We start from the raw sequence: 12,915 nt of genomic DNA on the forward strand, positions 1-12,915 counted from the left end.
CGCTGCTGTCGGGCTGCATCATCATCGCCACGGACAAGCCGACGACCCGCGTCGTGCAGACCGCCCCGGCCGAAGGCCAGTAATGCGCGCCGTCAAAGGCCTGCTTCTGGCGGCGGCGATCACGCCGCTGCTGGGCGCCTGCGTCATCTATGATGGCAGCGGCGAGGACAATGTCTCGGTCCGCCTCGGCTCGCACACCACCACCGCCTGGAGCGACGATTCCGAAGTGCTGCGCGCGGTCCGTTTCGAGCCGGGCGCCCTGGTCGTCCGGGCCGAATCCAACGGCTGCACCGAGGCCTCGTCCTTCGCGGTCGAGGTTTCCGAAGGCGACGGCCCGACCCGGCTGACGCTGACGCGCCGGTCGCCGGACGTCTGCAAGGCCCTCGTGCCCGAAGGCGTCGAACTGCGCTGGACCTACGAAGAACTGGGCCTCCAGCCCGGCGCGTCGGTCAGTGTGACCAACCCGATCCGACTGCCCTAAGGCTCGGAAAAAGGGGCGGGCGCCGCCGCGTCCGCCCTTCTCGGCCCGCCCCCGAAGGCGCTAGAAGACGGCATGTCCTCCGCCCTGCCTGATGCGCCCCTTCCCGATGCAAGCCGCAACTGGGTCGACGCCCATGCGCCGGAGGCCCTGAAGCCCTGGCTGAAGCTCGGGCGTTTCGATCGCCCCATCGGCATCTGGCTGCTGCTGCTGCCCGGCTGGCAGGGGATCGCCCTGGCCCATGCCCGCTACGGCGAGACCCCGGGTCTGTATGCGCTCTGGCTGTTCGTCGGCTTCGGCCTCGGCGCCTGTCTGATGCGGGCGGCGGGCTGCGCCTTCAATGACATCGTCGACCGCGACATCGACGCAAAGGTCTCGCGCACCGCGCTCCGTCCCATCCCCTCGGGCCGGATCTCGGTGAAGCAGGCCTGGGCCTTCGTCATCGGCTGCAGCCTGATCAGCCTGCTGATCCTGCTGACCCTGAACCTGCCCGCCATCCTGCTGGGCGTCGGGTCACTGGCGCTGGTCGCGGCCTATCCCTTCATGAAGCGGATCACCTGGTGGCCCCAGGCCTGGCTGGGCCTGACCTTCAACTGGGGCGCCCTGATGGGGTTCGCCGCAGCGGTGACCGTCGCGGCCGCGAGCTTCGTCGCCAGAGCCGCTGTCGAGACAGGGGCGGCCCCCGACGCGCTTGAGCCCGTCTGGGGCCTTCAGGACGCCTTGCCGGCCCTCCTCCTCTATGCCGGGGGCGTGTTCTGGACCCTGGGCTATGACACCATCTATGCGCTTCAGGACATCGAGGACGACGCCATGGTCGGGGTGAAGTCATCGGCGCGGCGGCTGGGTTCGGCGGCCGGGCGCGGGGTGGCGATCTTCTATGGCCTGACGGTCGCGGGCGCACTCGCCGCCGGCTGGGCGGCGGGTCTGGGGCCGCTCTTCTATGCCGCCGTCCTGATCTACGCGGGCCACCTCGTCTGGCAGGTCCGCAGCCTTCGCCTCGACAACGCCACGCTTGCGCTCAAACTGTTCAAGTCGAACCGGGAAGCCGGCTTCATCCTGCTGGGCGCCATCGCGCTCGGCACCGTCCATTTCGCCTGAGGAGCCCCCGCATGACCTCCGCCCGGATGATCAAGGCCCTGCTGTTGACCGCCGCGACCGCAGCGACCCTGTCGGCCTGCAACCGCGATAAGGACAAGCCCGCCGCGCCCGCGCCGGTCCCGGCGGCCACCGTCGCCGAGACCCCGGCCACGGCCGGGGCGCCCTTCGGCTACAAGTCCGAGACGCCCTACGCCACGGTCGAGCTGAAGCTCCCGCAGGCGGTGCAGACCCAGCCCGATCTGCACGTCCGGCTCTATGCGGACTCGGTCAAGGATCTGAAGGCCTTCGTCGAGGGCGCCCAGGCCGACCGCACCGAGGCCGGCGGCGATCAGGGCATGCCCGCCTACGAATCCCTGATCACCTTCGACACTCCGGTCGAGACCGGCAAGCTCTTCAGCCTGGCCCGTTCGGACTATGAGTTCACCGGCGGGGCGCACGGCAATACGGCCTATACGGGCGTGCTGTGGGACAAGGCGATGAAGCGGCCGGTCGCGGTATCGGGCCTGCTCAAGCCGGGCGTGGCCCTGTCATCCCTCGACAACCTGCTGTGCGCCGCCGTCAACGCCGAGAAGAAGAAGCGCGACCCGCAGGCCGAGACCGTCAGCCTGAACCCCAAGGACGCTTCGGGCTGGAGCTGCCCGCACGCCGCCGACACCCCGGTGGTCCTGGCCCCCGGCACCGAGCCGGGCAAGGCGGGCGGCCTCGTCTTCCTCGTCGGCCCCTATCAGGTCGGCCCCTACGCTGAGGGGGCCTATCAGGTCCCGCTGCCCCAGGCCGCGATCCGCAGCCTGCTGGCCCCCGCCTATGCCGACGAGTTCGCCGGTTCTCCGGTGATGCCCAAGGCGAACTGAGGACGCTGATGCAGATGCGCAGGGGGTGGGCGCTGCTGGCCGTGGCGCTTTTGGCGGTGGGGTGTCATCAGACGCCGGTCCCGGAAGGGAACGTGGTCTCCGATGCTCAAGAGCCCTGGCCGCTCCCTCCCGTCGTTTTCAGGACGAAGATGGATCAGGTCGAGCTCGGTCTGTGGATTGACCCGGCGATCCAACGCTATCCAACCCTCCACGATGATCTGAAGAGCGACGCCATCGCCCGGCTGAAGCGCTTTGGCGCAGAATCGATCACCGAACGGCGTGAAGGCGAGATGACGGACAGGGCTCCGTTCGACATGGGCGTCAGCTGGGCCATGGCCGGCGAAACCCCTCGTCTGGCCAGTGTCGAAGGCTATGAAAGCCAGTATCAGGGCGGAAACCACCCCAATCACTGGAGCCACTCGGTCTTCTGGGACCGGGTGCAGGGACGCAAAATCGCTCAAGAGGCCTTGTTCCGTCCCGGCTCCGGAGAGGCCTTGCGTGAGCTGCTATGTCGTCGGCTGCTTTCAGAATACCAACGCCGGGACGCCTATATGCGCGGCGAGTCTCTTGCCGAGTTCGCTCATTTCAACTGCGGGTGGGGTGAGGCTGAGCTTTCCTTCGTTCTGGCGCCTGCCGCGTACGGGCAGAAGGCGGCCGGGGTTGTCTATCTGCTGGCGCAGGGACAGGGCGGTGGCTATGCGGCTGGCGCCTTCCGCATCTTCGTGCCGACGGCGGCGCTGAGGCCCTTGCTGGCCGACGCATACGCCGACCAGTTCAGCGAGAACCCGCGCCGCCCCTGAGGCCTATTTCAGGAACTCGTCCACCAGCGCGTCGAAGCGTACGGGCTGGTCGGTCATGATGAAGTGGCGGCTGCCGTCCACGCGGATCAGCTTCACGCCCGGCAGGGCGGCGTATTCGTGCGTCCACAGGCCGTCGGCCATGGCGGCCGGGGCGCCGCCGTCGGCGTCGGAGGCATAGAGGGCGGTGACCGGCGTGGTCATGGCGGCCAGACCCGGCCGGGCGTCGGTGGTCATGACGTCCTTCATCGCCGCAGCCAGGGCGTGGCGGTCGCTGGCCATGGACCAGTCGACGACGAGGGCGCGCGTCGCGGGATCACGAACGAGGCCGGCGGCCGTCTGGACCTGCTGGGTGCGGAAGGTCGCCTCGTCGACCGACAGGATGCCGGCGGCGGCCTGATCGGCGAAGGGACGGGCCTGTGCGGCAGTGACCTGCGGCCCGTACATGGCGCTGAAGAAGGGCAGGGAGTCCACGCTCATCAGCCGCCCGACCAGCTCGGGATGGGCTTGGGCCAACAGCAGGCCCGACAGGCCGCCCATGGAATGGCCGATGACGGCGGGGCGGTCGAGGCGGGCGGCGCGGATATAGCGGGCCAGTTCCTCGACTTCCGGCGCGACGAAGGCGCCGTCGCCGTGGCTCCAGGCCTGGCCCGCGAAGCCGGACAGCTGGACCAGATGCACCCGGTGGGTCGCCGAGAGCCGTGTCGCCAGCGGCCGCCAGACCTCGCGCGAGGAGGCGAGGCCGGGGATCAGGATGACGTCGGGGCCCGATCCGATCACCTCGACCGACAGCCGGTCGGAAGTGAAGGGGGCTGATTGTGCAGCGGCAGGCTCAGCGGCGAGCGCGTGGCCGGCGGCGATCCCGCAGCCGATGATGAGGGCGGCGGCCGAGGCGACGGCGATGGCGCGCAGGTTCACGCCCCCGCGATTATGCAGGAAGAACATGTCAGTCTCCGTGGTTGGGTTAGTCCGCCGGCCTCAGCCGTGCGGGTTTTCGAAGATATCCTCGACCGGCCGGGCGAACAGGACGGCGATCCGGTAGGCGAGGTCGAGTGAGGGGTCGTGTTTCTCGGTCTCGAGCGCGTTGACGGCCTGACGCGAGACCCCGAGCTCCTGACCCAGCTGTTCCTGGGTCCAGCCGCGCGCGACGCGCAGAAGCTTGAGCCGGTTCTTCATTTCGAGGTCCGGATGAAGGGCGCGCTGACGCCCCAGAAGAACCAGAACAGCGGATAGATCAGCCAGGCCGGCAGGTGATAGGCGCCCGCATAGCTCTCGCCGAAGCCCCAGAGGCTGGCCACCGCCATGGCCAGCCCGGCCGAGACGATGAACTGTTTGGCGGTCAGGGCGCGCACGAACTCGTCGGAATCGCGGATCAGGCTGAGCGTGGCCCAGATCTGGCCGACCATGGGGGCGGCGACAGCGAAGGCCAGCACCCAGGCGGCGGGCTTGCCGATGATCTCGTCGAAGGCGCCGAAGATGGCGGCGACGTTGACCAGGGCATAGGGGATCATGAAAGCCATGGTCCGGACAAAATAGCGCCGACCGGCGGGCGTGCCGTTGTTCCAGCTCATCAGCATGACGCGTTCTCCTGACTTGATGTCAGGAGAACATGACATGGTGCTTATGTAAGGTCAACATGACTTTTCGTCAGGCTGCCCTGACGACCACAACCGGCCGGTGGAGATCACCCGGTCGGGAACGTCGCGCGCTCGGTGGCTGACCCGCGGTGCGCTGGTCCCAGCCCCTTCGCGGCGCTATCCTGAAGCCATGTCAGCCGCACCCCGCGTCTCGCCGTCGGATCTTTTCACGCCGCAGGAGTGGGCGCCGTTTCAGTCGCGCTCGGTCTGGAAGGGGCCGCTGCTGGTCGCCCATGCCTGGGGCGTCATCGCCCTGGCCGTCGTCGCTGGCGTGGTCTGGCCCGTGCTGATCCCGGTCTGCGTCATGATCATCGGCACGCGCCAGCTGGGTCTGGCCATCCTGATGCATGAGGCGGCGCACGGGGCGTTGGCCAAGGATCTGAAGCTCAACGACTGGTTCGGGCACTGGCTGTGCGCCGTGCCGATCGGGGCGTCGCTGAACGCCTACCGGCCCTACCATCTGTCGCACCACCGCTTCGCCCAACAGCCTGAGGACCCGGATCTGATGCTGTCGGCGCCGTTTCCGGTGACGCCGGCGTCTCTGCGGCGGAAGATGTTCCGCGACCTGACCGGCCAGACCTTCTTCAAGCAGCGGGTGCTGCTGCCCATCGCCATGGCGCGGAAGGCGAAGGCCGAGGCTGCGGGCTCAAGTAGCCCGACGCGCGGTAGCCCGAACAAGGATGCGGCGCATGATTATGATTCCATCGTCACGGGCCGATCCGTCCTGCCGTTCCTGCTGGTGAACCTGGCGATGCTGGCCGGCTTCGTCGCGGCGGGGGTCTGGTGGGCGTGGTTCGCCCTGTGGCTGCTGCCGATGGCGACCTGGTTCTCGCTCGTGACGCGGTTGAGGAACATTGCCGAGCACGCCTGCGTCGAGGGCTCGGCGACAGACCCCTACCGCGCCGCCCGGACCACCCGCGCCAGCTGGTGGGAGCGCGCCTTCATCGCCCCCTACTGGGTCAATTTCCACGCCGAGCATCACCTGTTCATGCACGTCCCGTGCTGGAGCCTGCCCCACCTGCACCGCGAGATCGGCAAGCGTCCGCAGGCAAGGGGGATGGAGGTGGCGCCGGGCTATCTGACCGTGCTCCGCCGGGCAGCGTCGCGCGAGGCGGTCGATTGAGGGTTGCCGGTCTCGTCTGTGGTCTCTGGCTGCTAGCCTCGGCCGCGCCGGTCGCCGCCCAGACGGAGCGAACGGTCGCCCTGACCTTCGACGACCTTCCCTATGCCGGAGAGGTGGCGAGCGGCCCCGGCCCCGGCCCCGGCCCCGGCTTGAGTTCGGTCGAGGTCGCAGCCCTGAATGCGAAACTGCTCGACGGCCTGCGCGCGCACCGGGCCCCGGCGATGGGCTTCGTCGTGGAGAAGACGCTGCGAGCCCTCTCCGCCGGGGATAGCGACGCCGTGCTCGACGGCTGGACCCGGGAGGGGTTCGAGCTGGGCAACCACACCTGGAGCCACGCCGATTCCAACCGGCTGTCTCTCGACGAGATCGAAGCGGAGATCGTTCGCGGCGAGGCCTCGATCCGGCCGGTGATGGCGCGCGTCGGAAAGCCGCTGCGCTACCTGCGAATGCCCATGAACCACACCGGCGACACCGCCGAAAAGCGCGAGGGCGTCGAAGCCCTGGCGGCGCGCCATGGCTATGCGCTCGCGGCCTCGACCATCGACACCTCCGACTATGTGTTCGAGGCGGCCTATCAGCGCGCGCTCGGGCAGGGGGATGGAGTCTGCGCCGCCCGTATCGCTGACGCCTACGTCGCCTACAGCGCCGTGGAGATCGACTACTACGCCGGTCTGAACGTCAGGGTCTTGGGGCGGGCGCCGGCTGAAGTGGCCCTGCTTCACGTCAACCGGATCAACGTCGACACGCTTGATCGACTGCTGGGCCTGTATGCCGCGCGTGGATACCGGTTCGTCTCCTTGAGCCAGGCGCAGAGCGATCCCGCCTATGGCCGGCCGGCGACCTATGCGACCCGATTCGGACCGATGTGGGGGTATCGCTGGGCGCGTGAACTGGGCGTACGCGTCAACGGGGCGGAGGAGGCGGAACCGCCGGCCTGGGTGGTTGCCTATGGCGAGGCGGCGGGGACGCCATGCCTCGCGCCGACGGCCTGACGGGCGGGTTCAGGCCGCCGCCCGCTCCTCGGCGCGCAGGGTCAGGACCCGCACCCCGTCCTTCGTCACCGCGACCGTATGCTCGAACTGGGCGGAAAGCTTGCCGTCGGTGGTGACCACGGTCCAGCCGTCGTCCTCGGTGCGGATCGTGCGGCGGCCCTGGTTGAGCATGGGCTCGATGGTGAAGACCATGCCTTCGCGCAGGGTCATGCCGTGGCCCGGCCGGCCGAAATGCAGCACCTGCGGCGCCTCGTGCATCTCGCGCCCGATGCCGTGGCCGCAGAAATCGCGCACGACCGAATAGCCGTGGCGTTTGGCGTGCTGTTCGATGGCGAAGCCGATGTCGCCCAGCGTCGCGCCGGGCCGGACCGCCCAGATGCCCTTCCACATGGCCTCATAGGTGGCCTTGACCAGTTTGCGCGCCGGGGCGGCGACGTTCCCGATCAGATAGGTCTTGGACGAGTCGGCGATGAAGCCGTGTTTCTCCAGCGTGATGTCGAAATTGACGATGTCGCCGTCCTTCAGGATGTCGTCCGGCGACGGCACGCCATGGCAGACGACCGCATTGCGCGAGCTGTTCAGCGCGAAGGCGAAACCGTACTGGCCCTTGGACGCCGGGCGGGCGCGCAGCTTGTCGACGATGAAGGCCTCGACCAGATCATTGACCTGAAGCGTACTCATGCCCGCCAGCGGCTGTTCGTCCAGATACGCGAAGACGGAGGCGAGCAGGGCGCCCGCCTCGGCCATCAGCTCGACCTCGGCCGGGGTCTTGGTCATGCCGCTTCGGCGGTCGGTTCGACGCCCGCCGCCTTCAGCTCGCGCGCGACCAACTCTTGGAAGGTCAGGCCGGGGTTGAGCTCGCACAGCATGCCGATCTTGATCCAGAAGGCGGCCTGGCCATTGGTCGAGCGGCAGGCGGCCCTGGCGGCGCGGCGCAGCTGCTCGTGCAGCTCATCCTCGATGTTGACGATGCCCAATGGGGTGTCTTTCGGCTATACGATACGTATATGTTTCATATAGATTGCGACGGCGCGCGGCAAGGGCTTCCCCTCGCCGGGGAAAGCCGCGACAAGGCGGGCGATGACCCGCATCACCGATCCCGAGGCCTTCATCCTGGCCAACACCCGGCTGCAGATCGTGCCGCACACGCCGGAGATTTCCCTGTGGCTGGCGGATGAGATCACCCCGATCTGGCGTATGACCGAGGAGGAGCTGGGCGAGATCGGCCTGCCGCCGCCGTTCTGGGCCTTCGCCTGGTCGGGCGGGCAGGGACTGGCGCGCTGGATCCTCGACAACCCGGCCGAGGTGGCGGGCAAGCGTGTGGTCGACTTCGCCACCGGTTCGGGGCTGGTCGGCGTAGCGGCGATGCAGGCAGGCGCCGCCGAGGTGCTATGCGCCGACATCGACCCCTTCTGTGGCGCGGCGGTCAGGCTGAACGCCCGGGCCAACGGGGTCGCCCTGAACTTCACCGACGTCGATCTGCTGGATGGACCGCCGCCCGGAGCCGACGTCATCTGCGCCGGCGACGTCTGCTACGAAAAGCCGATGACGGAACGGGTCCTGGCCTGGCTGGCGAAAGCGCGCGCGAACGGGTCGCGCGTCCTGATCGGCGACCCGCACCGGACCTATTTCCCGAAGGAAGGGCTGGAGTTCCTCGCCGAATACCGGGTGCCGACGACGCGCGAGCTCGAGGATTTCGAGATCAAGCGGTCCAGCGTCTGGGCCATGCCCTAGAGAGTGAACGGCCGCGCCCGTTCGAGGCGCGGCCGAAACTCATCAGGCGGCGAGCGAGACCGGGGTCGTGCTGGTCGCGCTGTCGGTCGCCGAGTTGGCGTTGGCCGCATAGGCGGCCAGTGACTTCTCGAACAGGGCCTTGATCCCCGACGTCAGCTCGTCCGACGCCAGGGAGCCGTCGCCATTCGTGTCGAGCGCCGAGAAGGCGCTGGTCAGGCTGGTGTCGTCGCTGTCCTTGCCGAGGATCGTATTGATCTCCGACAGGCTCAGCGATCCGGTGTCGTCCGCATCGGCGGCGGACAGCAGCATTGAGGCCGTGTCCGAAGCGGAGGCGGATTGACCGGGAGGCGGCCCGGGCGGAGCCCCGTGCGGCGGACCCTTGGCCTTGAAGCCCGCGTCCAGTTCGGTCGAGGTGATCTGGCCGTCGCCGTCCGTATCCATCGCATTGAAGGCGTCCGTCAGGGAAGAGGCGTCGGCGCTGAGCGAAGCCGCCAGCTCTTCCAGGCTCACCGTGCCGTCGCCGTTGGTGTCGGCGGCGTCGATGACCTTGGAAGAGAAGCTGGAGCTGGAGCCCGACGAGCCGGAGCTCTCCTGGCTGCCCAGCAGCGCGGACATTGTGTCAGCGCTGAAACCTCCGCCGTTCATCGAGGCGGGGGGAGGGCCCGGAGGCGGGCCCGACGGCGGGGAATTTCCGCCGGTTTCCGAGGCGAAGCTGGGCATGGATTGCCCGGTCGACCCGGTGGAACTCGTCTGGAACAGATCGCGCAGGGCCTGGAGGGCCGTGCTCGAACTCGCCGCAGACGATGAGGAAATCTGCATCTTCGGCTCCTTGAGAGGAAACGCCGGTGTCCCGAAGCCCTCTCAGGCCCCGTCCCGGCGTCCCGAAGGCATGCAAAAGCCCTTCCGCGATCGTGGCGAAAACATTGAAAAGATTGAGATGTTTCAGCGTCGAAACATCCGGGCGCATTTGCCGCCCGAAAGTCGCCCCAGGTGTTGCCGAAGGATGAAGATCAAACGGCCGGCTCGTCGTCCGGTCCGGGCGAGAAGTGGATGTGGCGATCCGGATTGGGATCGACGTCCAGGGTATGGGGTTCCAGATCGGCGTCGGCCGGACGGCCGGTCCCGCGCGCCTTCTCCAGCGCCTGATCGCGGCCGTAGCCGGGGTCGGAAGGGGTCATGGCGGTCATGGGAGTCCTCGAAAAGACGGTGACGTTCGTCGCTGACGGTAACCCTCTCGCGGCCCGGGCGTTCCGGTCACGCTTGGTGACGGATGGAAACACGCCCATGTTCGAGGCCATGAAGACCTGGCTTCTCATCCCTGTCGTTCTGGCCGTTTCGGTCTCGTCCGCCGGCGCGCAGGTCAGGTCCTGGACGCCCCTCGGATCTGCGGGCGCGAGCAGTCTGGAGACCCAGCGCTACGCTATAGAACTCCAGCGCCAGCAGGCCGAGGCCGCCGAGGCCCTGGCGCGTCAGCAGCAGTTGCAGACCCGGCTGACCCTGATGGAGCTACAGTCCCGGCGCATTCCCGCTCCGACGCCGGATGTCCCCATCCCGGCCCTGCGATCGCCCGAACAGGAACGAGCCGCGCGTGAGGCCGCGACCGCCCGGCGACAGGCCACGGCCCAGGGCGTCGGCCAGATCGACAACTGGCTGGATCGTCCGCCGCAGTAGGGCGTTCGTTTGCGGCGCTTTCCTCCGGCAGGGGTCGGCGCTAGCGTGAACAGAACTCCGGGAGGGTCGACGATGCGGTGGCAAGGCGGACGTGAAGGCGGCAACGTCGAGGACCGGCGCGGCATGGGGGGCGGCGCACTGACCGGCGGCGGCATCGGCGTCGCGGTTCTGGGGCTGATCGGCTATTTCGTTTTTGGCATCGACCCCTCCACCACCCAGCAGGTCGCGGGCGCGCTCGGCGCGGGCGGTCAGGCCGAACAGCAGGGTCAGGTGGGCTCGCCCACCGATGAGGCCGGCAAGTTCGTCAATGTGATCGGGACCAATATCGACGACGTCTGGAAGTCGCGCATCCGCGGCTACGACTCGCCGACGGTCGTTCTCTACGAACAGGGGACGCCGACCGGCTGTGGCTTCGGCCAGTCGGCGATGGGCCCCTTCTACTGTCCGTCGGACAACAAGGTCTATCTTGACCTCGGCTTCTGGCAGGAGATGGAGACCCAGCTGGGCGCGTCCGGCGCCGAGTTCGCTCGCGCCTATGTCCTGGCCCACGAGTACGGCCACCACGTCCAGAACCTGACGGGTGTCTCCGATCAGGTCCAGGCCCAGGAGCAACGCGCCGGGGGCGGGGCGGCGGCCAATCGTTATTCGGTCGCGCTGGAGCTTCAGGCCGACTGTTACGCCGGGGTCTGGGCGAAGAACGCCGCGGGCGCCTCCAACGGTCAGGTCGCCGTCGACGGCGCCGATCTGGAAGAGGGGCTGAAGACCGCCAGCGCCATCGGCGACGACACCCTGCAGCGCAAGGCGGGGCGCGAGGTCGCGCCCGACAGCTTCACCCACGGCTCCTCGGCCCAGAGGGTGCAGTGGCTCAGGCGCGGCTATGAGAGCGGCGATCCGTCGTCCTGCGACACCTTTTCCGGCCTGCCGGGCATGAGCTGACGCCGAGCAGGCTCTAGGCTCGGGCCGCCGATTCCCCTCCGCCGGCGTTGTAACATTCGCAGGCCATGCGCTCGAGCGCGGCGCGATTGGTGATGGTGATCTTTCCGCGGGAGTAGTTGATCGCGCCCGCCTTCTGCAGCGTCTGGGCCGCCTCGTTCACCGTCGTACGCTGGGCGCCGAGCATGCTGCCCAGATATTCCTGGGTCAGGTGCAGGGTCTCGCCGTCGATCCGGTCGTGGCAGCGCAGCAGCCATTTGGCGAAGCGCTGGTCGGCCCGGTGCAGGGCGTTGCAGGTGCCGGACTGTTCCAGCTCCGCCTGCAGGCCCGAGGCATAGCCGGCGATCACGGCGCGCAGCCCATGACGCTCATTCATCAGTTCGCGCAGCTTGGACACCTCGATCCGCCGCGACTGGCCTTCGGCCTGGGCCACGTGGCGCGAATAGCTGCGGACCGGCGCGGGCCCGGTCGCCGAAGGATGGGTCACGCCCTCCCGACCGACCATGAACACCTCGACGGTGCGGCCGTCCTTCATCGCCGCGACTGCGGAAATGATCCCGCTGTTCAGGAAATGCACGTGCTCGATCTGGTCGCCCGCTTCCAGGAAGACATGGCCGACCTTGAAATCGACGGGCACGGAGGCGGCTATCAGAGCCGCACGGTCCTCGGGAGGCAGGTTCTGAATAAGGGAATTGTGCAGCGTTGCGGTCAGCATTGTCGCCGGATAGGGGAAAGCGGCGCACGCCGTCCGTCGGAAACCGACTTTCAGCCGCACTGATTGCGCTGGCCCTGACGGCAACTCAAACGAGCAATGTTATGTGCAGTTCCGTACGAGTTTTCGTGCGGTTCTATTTCGCCAATCGGTCCCGACACTTGTCGGCGTCGAAGACGATATCGGCATCGGGCTTGTGGGACTTTGACCCCGGCCGGTCGATGCGCTGAAGGATGTGGCGCAGGATGTTGATCCGGGCCGTTTTCTTGTCGTCGGTGGCGATGACGGTCCAGGGCGCGTGGCCGGAATGGGTTTCGTCCAGCATCCGGTCGCGGGCGGCGCTATAGGCGTCCCAGCGGGCCTGGGCCTCGCCGTCCAGAGACGAGACCTTGAACTTCTTGAGCGGGTCCTCGATCCGCTCTTCCAGCCGTTTGGCCTGCTCCTCCTTGGAGATGTCGAGCCACAGCTTGATGATCAGGGTCCCGGCGTCGGCCAGCAGCCGCTCGAAGCGCGGCGCGTCCTTCAGGAACTGCTCGTGCTGCTGGGGCGTGCAGAAGCCCATCACCGGCTCGACCCCGCCGCGATTGTACCAGGAGCGGTTGAGGATCACGATCTCGCCCGCGGCCGGCAGGTGGCTGACGTAGCGCTGGAAATACCATTGGCCGGTCTCGCGCTCGGTCGGCTTGGGCAGGGCGACGACACGGGTCTGGCGCGGCGAGGCGTATTCGGTGATCCGCTTGATCGCCCCGTCCTTGCCGGCGCTGTCGCGGCCCTCGAAGACGATGAGGATCTTCAGACCCTTCTCGATGGCCCAGGCCTGGGTGTCGACCAGTTCGATCTGCAGCTTCTCGAGCTCGCGCTCGTAATCGTCTTTCTTGCTCATGGGTTG

At 68.0% G+C, this 12,915-nt stretch carries 18 protein-coding genes; 9 read left to right on the top strand and 9 right to left on the bottom strand.

The genetic code is table 11. The features are described from left to right. Nucleotides 1-82 precede the first annotated feature (82 nt). The 4 genes from IFJ75_RS00775 to IFJ75_RS00790 all read left to right on the top strand — a co-directional run bounded on the left by IFJ75_RS00775 (nucleotide 83) and on the right by IFJ75_RS00790 (nucleotide 3,227). Nucleotides 83-481, top strand: coding sequence for a hypothetical protein (locus IFJ75_RS00775; protein ID WP_207870681.1), 399 nt, complete (start codon nucleotides 83-85; stop codon nucleotides 479-481). 72 nt (nucleotides 482-553) lie between these two features. Beyond that, nucleotides 554-1,576 carry a UbiA family prenyltransferase gene (locus IFJ75_RS00780; protein ID WP_207870682.1) on the top strand — a complete coding sequence of 341 codons (1,023 nt, stop codon included), beginning with the start codon at nucleotides 554-556 and terminating at the stop codon, nucleotides 1,574-1,576. Between the two features lie 11 nt (nucleotides 1,577-1,587). Beyond that, the gene (locus IFJ75_RS00785) at nucleotides 1,588-2,427 is read left to right on the top strand and encodes a DUF3298 and DUF4163 domain-containing protein (RefSeq protein ID WP_207870683.1); all 840 of its coding nucleotides are present in this window, start codon (nucleotides 1,588-1,590) and stop codon (nucleotides 2,425-2,427) included. 8 nt (nucleotides 2,428-2,435) lie between these two features. Continuing rightward, complete coding sequence (locus tag IFJ75_RS00790) at nucleotides 2,436-3,227, top strand: polysaccharide deacetylase family protein (RefSeq protein WP_207870684.1); 792 nt, start codon at nucleotides 2,436-2,438, stop codon at nucleotides 3,225-3,227. A gap of 3 nt (nucleotides 3,228-3,230) precedes the next feature. On the opposite strand, the gene IFJ75_RS00795 is transcribed toward IFJ75_RS00790, so the two are convergent. The 3 genes from IFJ75_RS00795 to IFJ75_RS00805 are packed head-to-tail and all read right to left on the bottom strand — an operon-like array spanning nucleotide 3,231 to nucleotide 4,801. Continuing rightward, nucleotides 3,231-4,169, bottom strand: a complete 939-nt coding sequence (locus IFJ75_RS00795; RefSeq protein WP_207870685.1) for an alpha/beta fold hydrolase — start codon at nucleotides 4,167-4,169, stop codon at nucleotides 3,231-3,233. A gap of 33 nt (nucleotides 4,170-4,202) precedes the next feature. Continuing rightward, complete coding sequence (locus IFJ75_RS00800) at nucleotides 4,203-4,400, bottom strand: helix-turn-helix transcriptional regulator (protein WP_207870686.1); 198 nt, start codon at nucleotides 4,398-4,400, stop codon at nucleotides 4,203-4,205. Beyond that, on the bottom strand, nucleotides 4,397-4,801 hold the full coding sequence (locus tag IFJ75_RS00805; protein WP_207870687.1) for a hypothetical protein: 405 nt from the start codon (nucleotides 4,799-4,801) through the stop codon (nucleotides 4,397-4,399). The genes IFJ75_RS00800 and IFJ75_RS00805 overlap by 4 nt, the downstream gene beginning before the upstream one ends. 190 nt (nucleotides 4,802-4,991) lie before the next feature. Here IFJ75_RS00805 and IFJ75_RS00810 point away from each other — a divergent pair, with 190 nt between their 5' ends. Together IFJ75_RS00810 and IFJ75_RS00815 are read left to right on the top strand one after the other, a co-directional pair. Next, complete coding sequence (locus tag IFJ75_RS00810; protein WP_207870688.1) at nucleotides 4,992-5,984, top strand: fatty acid desaturase family protein; 993 nt, start codon at nucleotides 4,992-4,994, stop codon at nucleotides 5,982-5,984. Continuing rightward, a complete protein-coding gene (locus IFJ75_RS00815; RefSeq protein ID WP_207870689.1) occupies nucleotides 5,981-6,976 on the top strand; it encodes a polysaccharide deacetylase family protein in 996 nt (331 codons plus the stop codon). Before IFJ75_RS00810 ends, IFJ75_RS00815 begins: the two co-directional genes overlap by 4 nt. A 9-nt stretch (nucleotides 6,977-6,985) precedes the next feature. Here IFJ75_RS00815 and map read toward each other — a convergent pair whose 3' ends face one another. Together map and IFJ75_RS00825 are read right to left on the bottom strand one after the other, a co-directional pair. Then, a complete protein-coding gene (map, locus tag IFJ75_RS00820; protein WP_207870690.1) occupies nucleotides 6,986-7,753 on the bottom strand; it encodes a type I methionyl aminopeptidase in 768 nt (255 codons plus the stop codon). Continuing rightward, nucleotides 7,750-7,953, bottom strand: a complete 204-nt coding sequence (locus IFJ75_RS00825; RefSeq protein ID WP_207870691.1) for a TA system antitoxin ParD family protein — start codon at nucleotides 7,951-7,953, stop codon at nucleotides 7,750-7,752. Before IFJ75_RS00825 ends, map begins: the two co-directional genes overlap by 4 nt. Before the next feature lie 103 nt (nucleotides 7,954-8,056). Between IFJ75_RS00825 and IFJ75_RS00830 the strand changes: the two genes are divergently transcribed. After that, nucleotides 8,057-8,710, top strand: coding sequence for a class I SAM-dependent methyltransferase (locus IFJ75_RS00830; protein WP_207870692.1), 654 nt, complete (start codon nucleotides 8,057-8,059; stop codon nucleotides 8,708-8,710). Between the two features lie 42 nt (nucleotides 8,711-8,752). Here the strand turns inward: IFJ75_RS00830 and IFJ75_RS00835 are convergent, their stop codons facing one another. Both IFJ75_RS00835 and IFJ75_RS00840 read right to left on the bottom strand, forming a co-directional pair. Continuing rightward, entirely contained in the window at nucleotides 8,753-9,325 is a 573-nt protein-coding gene (locus IFJ75_RS00835; RefSeq protein WP_207870693.1) for an EF-hand domain-containing protein, read from the bottom strand. A gap of 395 nt (nucleotides 9,326-9,720) precedes the next feature. Further along, nucleotides 9,721-9,897, bottom strand: coding sequence for a hypothetical protein (locus IFJ75_RS00840; protein ID WP_207870694.1), 177 nt, complete (start codon nucleotides 9,895-9,897; stop codon nucleotides 9,721-9,723). Nucleotides 9,898-9,994: 97 nt separating this feature from the next. On the opposite strand from IFJ75_RS00840, the gene IFJ75_RS00845 reads away from it, so the two are divergent. Beyond that, nucleotides 9,995-10,381, top strand: a complete 387-nt coding sequence (locus IFJ75_RS00845; protein WP_207870695.1) for a hypothetical protein — start codon at nucleotides 9,995-9,997, stop codon at nucleotides 10,379-10,381. 72 nt (nucleotides 10,382-10,453) lie between these two features. After that, nucleotides 10,454-11,317 carry a KPN_02809 family neutral zinc metallopeptidase gene (ypfJ, locus tag IFJ75_RS00850; RefSeq protein WP_207870696.1) on the top strand — a complete coding sequence of 288 codons (864 nt, stop codon included), beginning with the start codon at nucleotides 10,454-10,456 and terminating at the stop codon, nucleotides 11,315-11,317. Between the two features lie 13 nt (nucleotides 11,318-11,330). On the opposite strand, the gene IFJ75_RS00855 is transcribed toward ypfJ, so the two are convergent. Together IFJ75_RS00855 and ppk2 are read right to left on the bottom strand one after the other, a co-directional pair. Further along, a complete protein-coding gene (locus tag IFJ75_RS00855) occupies nucleotides 11,331-12,029 on the bottom strand; it encodes a Crp/Fnr family transcriptional regulator (RefSeq protein WP_207870697.1) in 699 nt (232 codons plus the stop codon). Between the two features lie 133 nt (nucleotides 12,030-12,162). After that, the gene (ppk2, locus tag IFJ75_RS00860; protein WP_207870698.1) at nucleotides 12,163-12,909 is read right to left on the bottom strand and encodes a polyphosphate kinase 2; all 747 of its coding nucleotides are present in this window, start codon (nucleotides 12,907-12,909) and stop codon (nucleotides 12,163-12,165) included. Nucleotides 12,910-12,915 lie beyond the last annotated feature (6 nt).

This window comes from Brevundimonas goettingensis (assembly GCF_017487405.1).
Classification (GTDB): domain Bacteria; phylum Pseudomonadota; class Alphaproteobacteria; order Caulobacterales; family Caulobacteraceae; genus Brevundimonas; species Brevundimonas goettingensis.

Bases quoted from the DNA above. Each gene is read 5' to 3' on its own strand.
- IFJ75_RS00855 (WP_207870697.1), bottom strand. From the start codon at position 12,029: ATGCTGACCGCAACGCTGCACAATTCCCTTATTCAGAACCTGCCTCCC.
- IFJ75_RS00800 (WP_207870686.1), bottom strand. From the start codon at position 4,400: ATGAAGAACCGGCTCAAGCTTCTGCGCGTCGCGCGCGGCTGGACCCAG.
- ppk2 (WP_207870698.1), bottom strand. From the start codon at position 12,909: ATGAGCAAGAAAGACGATTACGAGCGCGAGCTCGAGAAGCTGCAGATC.
- IFJ75_RS00830 (WP_207870692.1), top strand. From the start codon at position 8,057: ATGACCCGCATCACCGATCCCGAGGCCTTCATCCTGGCCAACACCCGG.
- IFJ75_RS00780 (WP_207870682.1), top strand. From the start codon at position 554: ATGTCCTCCGCCCTGCCTGATGCGCCCCTTCCCGATGCAAGCCGCAAC.
- IFJ75_RS00840 (WP_207870694.1), bottom strand. From the start codon at position 9,897: ATGACCGCCATGACCCCTTCCGACCCCGGCTACGGCCGCGATCAGGCG.
- IFJ75_RS00795 (WP_207870685.1), bottom strand. From the start codon at position 4,169: ATGTTCTTCCTGCATAATCGCGGGGGCGTGAACCTGCGCGCCATCGCC.
- ypfJ (WP_207870696.1), top strand. From the start codon at position 10,454: ATGCGGTGGCAAGGCGGACGTGAAGGCGGCAACGTCGAGGACCGGCGC.
- IFJ75_RS00775 (WP_207870681.1), top strand. From the start codon at position 83: ATGCGCGCCGTCAAAGGCCTGCTTCTGGCGGCGGCGATCACGCCGCTG.
- IFJ75_RS00810 (WP_207870688.1), top strand. From the start codon at position 4,992: ATGTCAGCCGCACCCCGCGTCTCGCCGTCGGATCTTTTCACGCCGCAG.
- map (WP_207870690.1), bottom strand. From the start codon at position 7,753: ATGACCAAGACCCCGGCCGAGGTCGAGCTGATGGCCGAGGCGGGCGCC.
- IFJ75_RS00790 (WP_207870684.1), top strand. From the start codon at position 2,436: ATGCAGATGCGCAGGGGGTGGGCGCTGCTGGCCGTGGCGCTTTTGGCG.
- IFJ75_RS00805 (WP_207870687.1), bottom strand. From the start codon at position 4,801: ATGCTGATGAGCTGGAACAACGGCACGCCCGCCGGTCGGCGCTATTTT.
- IFJ75_RS00835 (WP_207870693.1), bottom strand. From the start codon at position 9,325: ATGTCCGCGCTGCTGGGCAGCCAGGAGAGCTCCGGCTCGTCGGGCTCC.
- IFJ75_RS00785 (WP_207870683.1), top strand. From the start codon at position 1,588: ATGACCTCCGCCCGGATGATCAAGGCCCTGCTGTTGACCGCCGCGACC.
- IFJ75_RS00845 (WP_207870695.1), top strand. From the start codon at position 9,995: ATGTTCGAGGCCATGAAGACCTGGCTTCTCATCCCTGTCGTTCTGGCC.